Genomic DNA, 13,089 nt, shown 5'->3' with positions numbered 1-13,089 from the left:
CGTCGCCCGTGAGGCCGTCACTGCTTGGTCCTCAGGTCACGCTGATCCGACCCCGATCGGCAAGCCGGTCACCACTGTTCGCAGTAGGGGCGCATTTCCACCTGGAATGACCAGGCCGAGCGGTCCTGGTGCGCCACCCGGTAGATCTCTTCGGCAATCGCAGTCGGCTTGGCGAAGAACTCGTCCGGCTTGTCCGGCGCGAACAACGGCCGCGTGCGCGGGGTGTCGATCATGGCGTCGATGATGAAATACGCGACGTGGATGCCCTGCGGACCAAACTCGCGGGCTAGGGATTCCGACAGGATGCGCTGCGCCGCCTTGGTTGAGGCGAAGAAGCCCCAGTGCGCTTTGCCCCGCGTGGCGGAGGTATTGCCGGTGACCATGATCGCGCCGTTGCCGGCTTCGAGCATGGCCGGGATCAGTTCGCGTGCCAGCACAAAGAGCGCCGTGGTGTTGACCCGGAAGTTGGCCTCGAGATCAGCCGGGTTCTGTTCGAGGATCGGGCCGCGGGTCGCGCGGGGCGCGTTGTGCACGAAGACGCTCGGCGCACCCAGATCGGTTCGGACCCGGCCGATCGTGTCGGTCAGCGCCTCCAGATCGCCGACGTCGCACGGAAACGCTGTCGCGTTCTCGTAGGCGCCTTCGAGGCGAGCAAGCCGCTCGGCATCGCGGGCCAGCATGGCAACGTTGTAGCCGCCGTCGGCGAAGCGTCGGGCGATCTCCGCCCCGGTGCCATGTTCAGGGCCAACACCGGTGACAAGACAGACAGGACGGGTCATGAACCACCTCCATTTTCGTAGTCGGCGAGATCTGCTGCGATGTCCGGCTCGGCGAGGAGGCGGCGGAAGTGGGCGAGCGCGTTCGGATAGGCGTCCGGCTGGACAATGGGCCGGAGACCCTGCTCGGTGAGCCAGTCATGGAAGCGGCGCTCCCGCCGGAACTGGGCGAGATCGCAGACGAACGCGATGTCGGCAACCGACAGTCTGCCGCCCACCAGGCCGGCGGGGGCTTGAGTCGTAGCCGCGTCGATGCCGGCCAGATAGAAGTCGTATGCATCGCGCATCCGCGCCGATAGCTCCGAGCTGACATCACGGGCCTGGAGGGCAAGGAGATAGACCTGCGCTTCCCGGGCGAACACCAGGCTCTGGTCGAGAAAGCTGTCGATCCGCGAGGCCTCGAGATCGTTGGCCCCGTACAGATCGGCATCGCCCGCCCGGGCCACGGCACGGAGGATGCTGTTGGATTCGAAGATGCCAACCGAGCCGGTGGAGTCGAACGCCGCCGGCACGGTGCCGAAAGGATGCGCGTCGAGGAACGCATCGGTCTTGTAGAGCGTGGCGCCGAAGCCGCGCCGAGCTGTGCGTGCGTGCGGACTGTCAGGGTCGCGCTCCGCTTCGGCCAGCGGCCTGGCGTCGAAGTCCCAGAGCCAATCGGCCAGCGCCTTGGGCCGGTCGCCGACCACTTCAATGTCCACGCCACCGATGCGCCCGGCAATCGTGGCTTTCCAGACCCTGGGGTTGGGCAGATAGGAGAAGATGCGGAACTTGGGCACAGGATTCGCGGCCCGTTCGGAGCGGGCTTCCGTCAGGCAGAACGGCACACCATACACGCCCGCCGCGGACGGCTCCCGCCGATCCAAAACGCAGCGGCGGCCACCCGACTAAGATCGGCCCCGGAAATCTCGCAGGGAGGGAAACATGGACATCACAGTAGTGGGGGCGGGCGCCATGGGCGGCTCCTACGGTGGACTGCTCGCGGCCGCCGGGAACCGGGTGAGGCTGATCGACACGTGGCAGGATCACGTCGACGCCATCAATCGCGATGGCCTGCAGGTCGACGGTGCGCACGGTGTGCATCGCTTGCGCCTAGAGGCCGCCACCGAGCCGAGCGCAGGGCACTCGGCCGATGTCGTACTGATGTTTACGGACACGAACGGTACCGGCGATGCGGCCCGCACCATTGCCGACATCCTGTCGCCGGGCGGTTTTGTCGTCACCTCCCAGAACGGGATCGGCAACGTCGAGATCCTCCAGGAGGTCGTCGGCGAGGAGCGTGTGGTTGGCGGCTCGAGCATGTGCAGCGCGGCAACGATCGGCCCCGGACACGTGTCGCTAACCCATCTCGGGCCAACTTCGGTCGGCGAGGTCAAGGGCGGTTCGAGTCAGCGTGTGGATGCGTTCCTGGCGACCCTGGATGCCGCGGGTTTCCCCTCGAAACCGGCACCCGACATCATGGCCGAGATCTGGCAGAAGTTCGTCGTGAATTGCTCGTCGAATGCGGTGGCCGCCGTCACCGGCCTTCGGTCGGGCGAGTTTGTCGACATCCCGGACGTCATGGAGTATCGCGTTCGCGTCGTCGAGGAAGTCATGGCCGTTCTGGACGCGAAGGGCATCACGCTTCCGGACCCGGAACTGATCAAGCGAGTCTGCGCAGGCGGTCGTCGGATGAACCGTCCGTCGATGCTGCAGCATGTTCGAATGGGGCGTCAGACGGAGATCGACACGCTGAATGGCGCGTTGGTGCGGGAAGCCAAGGCGCTGGGGATTTCGGTGCCGTACAACGAATCACTGGTAGCGCTGCTGCGGGGCCGTGAGCTCGCGCAAATGCGGGCCGTGCACGAGCCCGATCTCGACTATGAGGCGTGGGAAGCCAGTTTCGAGGATGCGGACGACGCGTGACCGATCACGCAGTTACCGTTTGGGGGATTGGGTCCACGCGGACATTCCGGGTCCACTGGACGATTGCTGAACTGGGCATCCCGTGCACCGTTCGGCCGATTCGCTCCCGGACCGGCGAGACTCGGACCGAGGAGTACGGTCACGTCAACCCCAAGCGGAAGATCCCGACCCTGCAGCACGATGACTTCGTGCTGTCGGAAAGCGGTGCCATCGTGGCCTACCTCACCCGGGCGTTTCCGGTGCCGGCCGGGTTCTTCGTTCCTGGGGAACCGCGCGCCCAGGCCCGCCTCGACGAATGGGTGTCGTTCGCCAGCATGGAGCTCGATGCGCACTCCCTCTACCTCTTGCGCCGGCACCGTTATCTGCCCGAGATCTACGGAGAAGCGCCCGAGGCGTGCGAATCGGCAGTCGAGTACTTCTCGACGCAGGTCGGCGCGGTTGCCGAGCGGGTTCCTGCCGGAGGCGGCTACCTGCTGGAGGACTTCAGTATCGCCGACGTCCTGATGACCACTATCGTCGACTGGGCGATCGCCTACGACATCGACCTGCCTGGTCGGCTGGTTGCCTATCGGGACTTCACGGCCCGCCGGCCGGCCTACCGGACGGCGCTTCGACTCAATTTTCCAGAACGGTTTGACAACGGGAAGACAGCATGACGGGACCCCTCGACGGATTTCGCGTTCTTGACCTGACGGCCATGGTCTCGGGCCCGGTGGCCACGATGATGCTCGCGGATCAGGGCGCCGACGTCATCAAGATCGAGCCGCCAGGCGGCGAACTGATGCGCCGTGTCGGCATCGACAACCGGGGCATGGCGTCGTCGTTCCTGTCCTGCAACAGGAGCAAGCGATCGCTCGCTGTCGACCTCAAGGCGCCGGAAGGTCTCGCCGTGGTCCGAAAACTGGTGGGCACGGCCGACGTCCTCGTCCAGAACTTCCGTCCCGGCGCCATCGAGCGGATGGGACTGGGCGAGGAAACGGTGCGGGCGATCCAGCCGGACATCGTCTACGTTTCGATCAGCGGCTTCGGTGAAAGCGGGCCCTATTCGAAACAGCGGGTGTACGACCCGGTGATTCAGGCGTTGTGCGGTCTTGCCGAGATTCAATCCGATCGCAAGACCGGGACGCCCCGGATGGTGCGCACGATCGTGCCGGACAAGACCACGGCCGTCACCGCGGCGCAGGCGATTACCGCCGCCCTGCTTGCGCGCGAACGCACCGGTCGCGCGCAGCATGTGCGGCTCTCGATGCTCGACACCATGGTGGCGTATCTCTGGCCCGAGAGCATGTCCGCGCTCAACTACGTGGGACGGGAGGGTGACCCGGCCCGCGGGCAGATGGGGCTCGACCTGATCTATCGGACGCAGGACGGGTACATCACGGCCGGGGCCGTGACCGACGCCGAATGGATCGGCATGTGCGACGCGCTTGGGCGTCCCGATCTGGTCGGGGATGAACGCTTCCGCACGCCGGGCGCCCGTTTCCGGAATGCGGCGGAACGCCGCGAAATCACGGCCGAGGAGATCGCCAAGCATGCCTCGGGTGAGCTGATCGAGCGGCTGCAGGCGCGCCAGGTCCCGTGCGCGCCGATCTTGAGTCGGATGGACGTGCTCGAGAACGATCAGGTCGAGCAGAACCGGATCATCGAAGTGCACGAGGACCCGGTCCTGGGCCCCGTGCGTCAGCCGAGACCGGCCGCCCGCTTCGAGGAGACTCCCGCAACCATCCGTCGCATGGCCCCGTTTCTCGGTGCCGACAACGCCGACATTCTCGCCGAGTTGGGTTACGGAACGGACGAGGTGCGGAAGTTGGCCGACGACGGCGTGCTGGTGTCGCGCCCGCCGGACCCGGAGTCGGTGGAGAGCTGATCGACGTCAGGCGCGAGTCTGCCCCGGCGGAAACCAGCACTCGGCAGGCGTGGTCACGTGGCGGTCAGCTCCCCGTCGACGGTCATGCGCGCCGGGCCGCCTCCTCGGCGACCAGTTCCTTCTTGGAGAGCTTCCCGATCATGGTCTTCGGCAGCTCGTCACGGAACTCGATGTGTTTCGGCATCTCGTGCCGGCCGACCTTGTCCTTGAGGAACGCCCGGAGTTCGTCGGCGTCGAGGCTGCTTCCGTCCTTGAGCTTGATGAATGCCTTGACGGCTTCGCCGGTGTAGTCGTCGGGCACGCCGATCACTGTGACCTCGTCCACCGCCGGGTGGCGGTAGATCCCTTCCTCCACGTTGCGCGGGAACACGTTGAACCCGCTCACCAGGACCAGGTCCTTCATCCGGTCGATGATGAACAGATAGCCTTCTTCATCGAGATAGCCGACGTCTCCGGTGCGGAGCCGGCCCTCGACGATGGTCTCGGCGGTGGCCTCTTCGCGCCCCCAGTAGCCCATCATGACCTGCGGGCCGGAAATGCAGATCTCCCCGGGTTCGCCCAGCGGCAGCAGCGTCTGCGGATCCTCCTTGTCGACGATCGTGATGGTGGTGGCCGGCAGCGGCATCCCGACCGACCCTTCCTTGCCCGGCGCGCCGATCGGATTCGCGGTGGCCATCGGCGAGCATTCCGTGAGGCCGTAGCCCTCGACCAGCGAGCAGCCGGAGAGTTTCTCGAAGCGCTGCTTGACTTCCATCGGCAACGGCGCGCCGCCTGCCATGCAGGTCTTGATGGAGGTGAGATCGAAGCGCCCGATTTTCGGATGGTTGATGATGGCCATGTACATCGTCGGCACGCCGGGGAACAGGGTCGGCTTCTTCTTCACGATGTCCTTGAGGACGGCCTCGAGTTCGAACCGTGGGTGCATGACGATCGAGCCGCCCACGGCCAGTGTCAGCCCCATGACGACCGTCATGGCGAACACATGGAAGAAGGGGAGCACGCCCATCATACGCTCCTGGCCGGGCTGGACCTCCTGGTTCCAGAGCAGGGCCTGCTGGATGTTGGTGTAGATGTTTGCGTGCGTCAGCATGGCGCCTTTCGAGACGCCGGTGGTGCCGCCGGTGTACTGGAGGACGGCGATGTCCTGATCGGGCTGAATGTCGACGGGTGGGCACGGAGCCCGCGGCGCAACCAGCTCGCGGAAGGTGACATGCGTGTCGTCATCGGCGACGTCGGCGATCTCGGAGCGTTTGAACAGGGGGAACAGGAGATTCTTCGGGAACGGCAGGACATCCTGCAGGTCACCGACGACGAGCTTCCGGACGCCGCTCTTCTTCATCGCCGCCGCCATCTTCGGGTACAGGGCCTTGAGGCTCAGCGTCACCATGATGGTGGTCCCGGAGTCCTCGATCTGCCGAACCAGGTCCTCCTCGGCATACAGGGGGCTGTAGTTCACAACGGTTCCGCCCGTGCGTAGGACGCCGAAATAGGCGATGACGAACTGTGGGCAGTTCGGAAGGAACAGGCCGACCTTCACGCCCTTCTCCACGCCCAGCGCCCGGAACCCGGCGGCGGCCCGTTCGACCAGTTCACCGAGTTCGGCATACGTGTAGGTCTTGCCCAGGAAATCCATGCATTCGTGGGTGGGAAATCTGGCCACGGAATCGTCGAGCAGCGCGGAGACGGGGCGTCCTGACAAATCTGCTTCCCAGGACACGTGATCAGGGTAGGCGTTGAGCCAAGGGTGTAGGTCTGTCACGGGCGGAATTCCAACGTGAGCGCGGTGGAGCAGAGACTACCCGCAATATGCCGGGAGTAGCGAGTGCGGGAGCCCGCGCTGCGCGGTTGCGACGCCGCATGCCCCGCGGGCGTTCAGGCCAGGTCTGAGGAGTTGGCCACCAGCAAGCCGGCGGCCAGCCGTGCAATCGCGATCCGGGGGCACCGTCCGGCGTCGTCGTCGGTCGGGGTGCGGAGGTCCCGTATCAGGATTCCAACGCGAGAGTCATGAAGACGCTGTTCCGGTCGGGAACGTATGCGGCGAAGGGCTCGCACTCGACGAACCCGTGTTTCCGGTAGAGCGCGCGCGCAGGCTCAAAGTATGACCACGAGCCGGTTTCGAGGCTGAGCCGCCGCGCGCCGCGTTGACGTGCGGCCTCGATGATATGCAGCAGCATGGCGCTGCCGACGCCGGTGCGCCGGCTGGCGATCGCCGTGTGCATCGACTTGATCTCGAAGTGGTCGCCGGACAACCGCTTCATCGCGCCGATCGCAAGCAGCTCGTCCTCACGCCACACCGACCAGAAGTCGATGTCCGGCGCATGCAGGTCCCGAAGATCCAGCGCGTGGGCGCTGCCGGGCGCGGTTTCGGAGCGAGCCTGACGAAGGTGGGTCCGAAGGAGGTCCTGTACCAGCGGATCCTCCAGCCCGCCGCGACGAATTTCCATCACCGAAAGCACCTCGCGTGGCGGCCGTGATCCGACGACTGTACCGGCCATGACCCGGCCATACACCGGAGGGGTGGACGGACGTTTCCATGTGCCGACCGCACCCACACCAGGCACTCGCGACATCCGACCTGCGGCCTTGTCGGGGAGCCGGAGGTGCAACGGGAGCGCGGTAGGCGTGAGGAAACTCGCGCCGTGTGAGCGCGGCTGGCCGGGCGGACAGGATCAGGTCTTCGCCAATTCGTTATGGCATGCTGGCCGGAGGAACCCGCCGGAGAACCGGATGCGTTCGAACAGGCCCGCCGGATCCCGGGCGCCGAATGATTGCCGATGACGCCGTGACGCTCCCGCTTTGGCTGGTCGTCGCGGGGGCAGCACTCGCGGTCTGGTCGATCATTGACCGCATGCTGGTACCAAGCGTTCGCTGGTTTGTACGCCGTCGCCTCAATCGCGTGATCGAAGACCTCAATGAGCGGCTGCAGTTTGAGATTCCCCGCTTCGCGAGAACCAAGCGCCAGGTCCTCATCGATCGCCTGACCTACGACCCCGAAGTGCTGGAAGCCGTCGACCGGCAGTCGTCCGCCACAGGAACCCCGAGAGACGTGCTGATGGCAGAGGCGGCCCGGTACGCCCGGGAAATCGTGCCGTCGTTCAATGCCTATGCGTACTTCCGCATCGGCCACTACCTGGCCCGGCGGCTCATTCGGCTGCTGTACCGGGTGCGGCTCGGGTCCACCAACGAACGGGCGCTGGCCACGATCGATCACAATTCCAGCATCGTGTTCGTCATCAACCACCGCAGCAACATGGATTACCTGATCCTCGCCTACATGGTGGTCAACCGGTCGGCGCTGAGCTACGCCGTTGGCGAATGGGCGCGGATCTGGCCGCTACAGACGCTGATTCGGACGCTGGGGGCGTACTTCGTCCGGCGGGGCTCGGGGAACAGTCTCTACCGGAAGGTTCTCGCCCGGTACGTTCAGTTCGCAACCGCCGGCGGGATGGCGCAGGCGGTATTTCCGGAAGGAGGACTGACCCGCGACGGGCGCCTCCGTACGCCGAAGCTCGGGCTGATCAAATACATGGTGTCGGAGTTCGACCCGGATGGCGACCGCGACCTGGTCTTCGTGCCTGTCGGTATCAACTACGACCGCGTCCTCGAGGATCGTTCGTTGGTCCGCACGCTTGATCCCAACGCTGTCCGACGGAGCCGGGGATTCATCTTCAGCACGGTCGTGACGTGGATCGCGCACAATGTCTGGCTCATGCTGAGCGGGCGTTGGTATCGATTTGGCTACGCGTGCCTGAGCTTCGGGCAGCCGCTGTCCATGCGTTCCTATGTCCGCGATCACGGAGTCGACTTTCGATCCGGCGATGCGGACGCCAGGGAGGCGGCGCTCCAGGTGCTGGGAGCGCGATTGCTGGAAGCTGTCGCTCGTTGCATTCCCGTGACACCGGTTGCCGCCGTGGCGACGGTGTTTGTGCGGAATCCGGCCAAGGCGATGAGCGAACTGGAAATCAAGGCGCATGCGCATCGCCTGATCGAGGATCTGGAGCATCGTGAGGCGTACGTTCACATCCCGCGCGCCGACCGCGACTATGCGGTCACGGTCGGCCTGCGCATGCTCACGCTCCGGCATCTGGTGACGACGTCGGACGGGCTCTACCGGGCGAGCGACGACGCCCTGGATGTGCTTGCCTTCTACGCCAATTCCATCGAGCATTTTTCTTCCGGCAGTCGGGGGGAGGCGGTCGGCACCTGACCGCGCGCTCTGCCCGTCGCCGGCAAGGGCAGAGCGTCGGAACCGGTTGTCGGGTGTACACCCGTGCACGGGCGGTGGTCGGTTGCCGCTGCAGTCACCGGCTGCCCCGGATGCCGGCGCCCGGTTCCGGTCGGAGGTGCGACAAGGGCGGTGGGCCATTCGTTCGAGACCGCCCGTCGCCGGAGTTCCCCGGTTGTCGGCACAAGCGTTCGCCCTAGCGGTGGCGCGCTGCTCGCAAACCTATGCTGGCCCCATGGGGAGATGGCAGATGACCTTGGACGAATTCCGCGAAACGCTCCGCGAGGCGGCGCCTCCCGCCAGTCTGTCACGATCTCTCGAGGCACTGTGGTGGATTGCCAACGACGAATGGGACGCAGCGCACCGATTGGTGCAGTCGGGGCTGGGCGGCGACGGGGCGTGGATTCACGCCCATCTGCATCGGATCGAGGGCGATCTTTCCAATGCGGCTTACTGGTACCGCCGCGCCGACAAGCCCGTCTGCTCGGCGCCGCTGGACGAAGAGTGGGCGGCCATTGCCAAGGTCCTGCTCCCGTCCGGCGACTGAGCTGCCAGGACGACCAGGCAGCCCGCGGGCGGCGCTGCCGCCGGGAATCGTCCCCGGAAATTCCACCTGGGGCCGGGCGCAAGGGCGCAGCGCCCTTGTCCTGCAAGCAGATCCGATGCGACGTGTGGCCGGCCGACGCCGGTGGGGTCGTCGAACTCAGCTGGCCTCGCGCAGTCCTTCCGCATGCGCGAGATCCACTGACACCATCGTCGAGACGCCGGGCTCCTGCATGGTCACCCCGTACAGGCGATCCATCTGGGTCATGGTGAACGGGTGGTGCGTGACCACCAGCAGCCGGGTGTTCGAAGCCTTCGCGATCTCGGTGAGCAACGCGCAGAATCGCTCGACGTTGCTGTCGTCCAGCGCGGCGTCGACTTCGTCCAGGACGCAGAGAGGAGCGGGCCGTGTCAGGAACATGGCGAAGATCAGGGAAAGGGCAGCCAACGCCTTCTCCCCGCCCGACAGCAGGGAGATCTTCTGGAGCTGCTTGCCGGGCGGGCTGGCCACGATCTCCAGCCCCGCCTCCAGCGGATCTTCCGAATCGACGAGTTCGAGACGCGCCTCGCCGCCCTGGAACAGGGTCTTGAACACGGATTGAAAGTGCTGGTCAACCGTGCCGAACGTGTTTCGCAAACGCTGCCTGGCTTCGCGGTTCAGGCGGTTGATCGCGCTTCGCAGCTTCTCCACGGCCTGGACCAGCTCTGAGCGGCTCTCGGAAAGCTTGTCGATTTCTGCCGCAGCCTCGTCGGCCTCCGCCTCGGCGCGCAGATTGACCGAACCCACGTTGTCGCGCTCGCGGTGGAGCCGCTCCAGCGTGCGTTCGAGCTGATCGCGGGGCGCAAGCGTTTCACCTTCCTTTAGACCGGCGAGTTCGGAAAGCTGATCGGGCGAGGCGCCCAGGCGCTCTCGGATCCGTTCGCGTTCGCCGGTCAGGCGTTCCTCTACCTGCTTGCAGGCGCCCTCCGCCCGGGCCATCGTCTCCCGGGCCTCGGCCTGTCGGTCGTTGGCGTCCGCAACGGCCTGGTTGGCCTCTCGGAGAGCCGATTCGCGTGAGACGCGCGCATCCGCCGCGGCCTGTTGCCGGCTCTCTGCCTCCGCGAGGTGATCGACAAGCCCTTCCAGCTGCTGCTCGAGTTCCTGCGGTTTCCGCTCCAGCGCTGCGAGCTGTCCATCAAGTTCGTCGAGACGTCGACGAAGCTCCACCAAGTGCTGCTCGGTCGCCGTCCTCCTGCGCTCCCAGTTCTGCCACTGCTGGCGCACGGTCTCGAGGCGCTGGTGCCGATGGGTTTCCGCCTCCTGCATGCGTGTGTGCGACTCCAGGGCCCGATTGAAATCCGTGAGTGCGGTCTCAGTTTCCTGTTGTCGTTCTGCCGCGGCCCGAGCCAGAGGCGCTGCCTCGGAGTAGCCGCCGGCTGCCGCGCGGGCGTCGTCGAGCGATTGCTGGTGCAGGGCGCGTTCTTCGGTCAGGCGATCGCGCGCTTCGCCGAGCGACGCATGCTTGGCTCGGACCTCGACGCTGGCGGCGAGTGCGGCGGCATGGCGGTCGCGCGCGGCCTTGCGTTCCAGTTCCGCCGCCTGCCGGGTCTCGACGGCGTGGTTCAGGGCCGCCCGGGCCTCGGCCGTCCCGGCATCGGCGACCCGGGCATGCTCTTCGGCGGCGCTCGCGCGGGCCTGCGCCTCCGCGCGTTGCTGCTCGGCGGCGTCGATGGCGCGGGCCAGCTGGTCGAACCGGTTCTTCTGCTGGAACCGGCGGGACACCGGAGTCGTCTCGCCGGAGGAGTGCGTGTACCCGTCCCACCGCCAGAGGGCGCCGGTGCGGTCAACCAGCCGCTGACCGGGAACGAGTTCCCCTTGAAGGGCATTGCCCGCGTCGTCGTCCACGACACCGGTGAAGGCGAGCCGTCGCTGCAGCGCCGCCGGGCCGCTGACGTATTCGGATAGCGGCACGCTTCCGGCCGGCAGGGCGCTGGCGGCGAGTTCCCCCAGATCATGCCAGGTCACCGGGCCCCCAGCGGGGTCGGCCTCCAGGTCATCACCGAGTGCGGCGGCGGCGGCACGTTCGAAACCGGGCTGAATCTTCACCAACCGGGCCAGCGTGCGCTTGCCGCTCGCTTCGAGCTGGATGGCGAGGGTGTCACGTTCGGCACGGAGCGGATCGAGGCGGCGATCGGCTGCGACCAGCTCGGCCCTTGCCGCCGCCAGGGATTCGGCAGCGGTCTCGCCCGCCTTCTCGGTTTCGGCAAGACGGCTTCGCGCCGTGGCTTCCGCGGCCTCCGCGGCGTCTGCCCGCGCGTCGACGGCACGAACATCGGCCTCGAGCGCATCCGGGTCGCCAAGTGGCGTCTGGTCCCTTGCCGCCAGATCCTGGAGCGCCGCGTCGGTCGCAGCGATTCGGCTGTCCAACCGGTCGAGTGCGCCAGCCTTTTCGTCGACGTCCTGGGCCAAGGCTGCCGCCTGCGCTTCGGCCCGCGTTAGGGCCCGGTCCGCCTCGGCCTGCGCCGCTTGCGCGGTCTCCAGGACCGTCCTGGCCGCGGCCAGGCTCGCTTCAAGATCCGCGCGGGTCTCGGCCTGGCCCCGGTGCTCGGCCTCGATCGTTTCCTGCTCATCCCTAAGCGTCGCCTGTTCGCGGGCAATGTCGTTCAGGTTCTCCTGTTCGCGTGTCAGGTCGTTTCGCGTTTGGCCGCGCTCCGTCTCGAGTTGCCGGCGACGACCGGCAACGTCGTCGAGTTCGCGGTTGAGGAGAGCCCGCTCGTGCGCAATTCGCTGGACAGCGGCGCCTGCCTTCGATTCCGCCTCCCGCAGCTGCGGCAATTCGTCCTGCAGGGAAGCTTGCCGCGAACTCTCCTCGGCGGCCGCGGCTGCGGCCGCCGTGACGTCCCGTCTGGCGCCATCGAGCTCCGAACGCGCCGCCTCGCCCTCTTCCTGCGCTGCCCGCCAGCGATGGAGGGAGAGTCTGGCGTCAGCGGTTCGCAACCGATCGGAAACCGAGCGGTACCGCGCGGCCTGGCGGGCCTGTCGCCGAAGCACGGCGAGCCGCCCCTGCTGGGCGCCCAGCAGGTCGTCCACACGGGTGAGGTTTTCCTCGGTGGAGCGGAGTCGCAGTTCGGCCTCATGCCGCCGGGAATGCACGCCCACGATTCCCGCGGCCTCTTCCAGCAGCCGCCGGCGCTCCGCCGGCTTGGCGTGAATGATCGCGTCGACATGCCCCTGCGCCACGATTGCATGCGAGCGGGCGCCGAGCGCGCTGTCGGCAAACAGCAGTTGAACGTCCCGGGCGCGTACTTCGCGCTGGTTGACGAAAAAGGAGGAGCCCTGGCCCCGCCGAATGCGGCGGCAGATCTCGATCGTGTCCGAGTCGTTGAAGGCGGGTGGGGCGCTCCGGTCCTCGTTGTCAATGACGATCCGGATTTCGGCGAGGTTCCGGGCGGGACGGGCCGCGGTGCCGTCGAAGATGACGTCGTCCATTTCGGCCGCGCGCACGCTGCGGGGGGCATGTTCCCCCATCGCCCAGCGAAGGGCCTCGACCAGGTTGGACTTGCCGCAGCCGTTCGGGCCCACGACACCGGTCATGCCGGGGCCGATTTCGAACGTCGTCTCTTCGACGAAGGACTTGAACCCGGTCAGGGCGACGCGCGTCAATCGCACCGGAGGCACTCCGTGGAGACTGCCGCAAATATACCACTGCGGCCGCATCAACACATCATCTTGTGGTCCTGGGCCGTATTTTGACCATATGGCGGGTCAGCGTTGCCGCGCCAGATTGGCGGAAATG

General features: G+C 66.6%; 10 protein-coding genes. 5 read left to right on the top strand and 5 right to left on the bottom strand.

Annotated features, from left to right (window positions below):
* Positions 1–68: 68 nt before the first annotated feature.
* Positions 69–779 (bottom strand): SDR family NAD(P)-dependent oxidoreductase, encoded by a 711-nt coding sequence (locus OXH60_06270; GenBank protein MDE0711723.1) that lies wholly within the window; start codon positions 777–779, stop codon positions 69–71.
* Positions 776–1,600 (bottom strand): glutathione S-transferase family protein, encoded by an 825-nt coding sequence (locus tag OXH60_06265; protein MDE0711722.1) that lies wholly within the window; start codon positions 1,598–1,600, stop codon positions 776–778. The genes OXH60_06270 and OXH60_06265 overlap by 4 nt, the downstream gene beginning before the upstream one ends.
* Before the next feature lie 97 nt (positions 1,601–1,697).
* On the opposite strand from OXH60_06265, the gene OXH60_06260 reads away from it, so the two are divergent.
* From OXH60_06260 to OXH60_06250, 3 genes are read left to right on the top strand one after another with little or no spacing between them, the layout of a single operon-like run.
* Complete coding sequence (locus tag OXH60_06260) at positions 1,698–2,678, top strand: 2-dehydropantoate 2-reductase (protein MDE0711721.1); 981 nt, start codon at positions 1,698–1,700, stop codon at positions 2,676–2,678.
* The gene (locus OXH60_06255) at positions 2,675–3,334 is read left to right on the top strand and encodes a glutathione S-transferase family protein (protein MDE0711720.1); all 660 of its coding nucleotides are present in this window, start codon (positions 2,675–2,677) and stop codon (positions 3,332–3,334) included. The genes OXH60_06260 and OXH60_06255 overlap by 4 nt, the downstream gene beginning before the upstream one ends.
* Positions 3,331–4,545: a CoA transferase gene (locus OXH60_06250; GenBank protein ID MDE0711719.1), complete on the top strand. Its 1,215-nt coding sequence runs from the start codon at positions 3,331–3,333 to the stop codon at positions 4,543–4,545. The genes OXH60_06255 and OXH60_06250 overlap by 4 nt, the downstream gene beginning before the upstream one ends.
* An 82-nt stretch (positions 4,546–4,627) precedes the next feature.
* Here the strand turns inward: OXH60_06250 and OXH60_06245 are convergent, their stop codons facing one another.
* Together OXH60_06245 and OXH60_06240 are read right to left on the bottom strand one after the other, a co-directional pair.
* Positions 4,628–6,304 (bottom strand): long-chain fatty acid--CoA ligase, encoded by a 1,677-nt coding sequence (locus OXH60_06245; protein MDE0711718.1) that lies wholly within the window; start codon positions 6,302–6,304, stop codon positions 4,628–4,630.
* A gap of 223 nt (positions 6,305–6,527) precedes the next feature.
* Entirely contained in the window at positions 6,528–6,989 is a 462-nt protein-coding gene (locus OXH60_06240) for a GNAT family N-acetyltransferase (GenBank protein ID MDE0711717.1), read from the bottom strand.
* A gap of 320 nt (positions 6,990–7,309) precedes the next feature.
* Here OXH60_06240 and OXH60_06235 point away from each other — a divergent pair, with 320 nt between their 5' ends.
* Entirely contained in the window at positions 7,310–8,752 is a 1,443-nt protein-coding gene (locus OXH60_06235; GenBank protein ID MDE0711716.1) for a 1-acyl-sn-glycerol-3-phosphate acyltransferase, read from the top strand.
* Between the two features lie 268 nt (positions 8,753–9,020).
* Positions 9,021–9,317, top strand: coding sequence for a hypothetical protein (locus tag OXH60_06230; GenBank protein MDE0711715.1), 297 nt, complete (start codon positions 9,021–9,023; stop codon positions 9,315–9,317).
* A 156-nt stretch (positions 9,318–9,473) separates the two neighbouring features.
* On the opposite strand, the gene OXH60_06225 is transcribed toward OXH60_06230, so the two are convergent.
* Complete coding sequence (locus tag OXH60_06225; GenBank protein ID MDE0711714.1) at positions 9,474–12,962, bottom strand: AAA family ATPase; 3,489 nt, start codon at positions 12,960–12,962, stop codon at positions 9,474–9,476.
* Between the last annotated feature and the right edge of the window lie 127 nt (positions 12,963–13,089).

Source organism: Rhodospirillales bacterium, from assembly GCA_028824295.1.
In the GTDB taxonomy this organism is placed as follows: Bacteria; Pseudomonadota; Alphaproteobacteria; order TMED109; family TMED109; genus VXPW01.
This window is presented reverse-complemented; position numbering and strand designations above follow the sequence as displayed.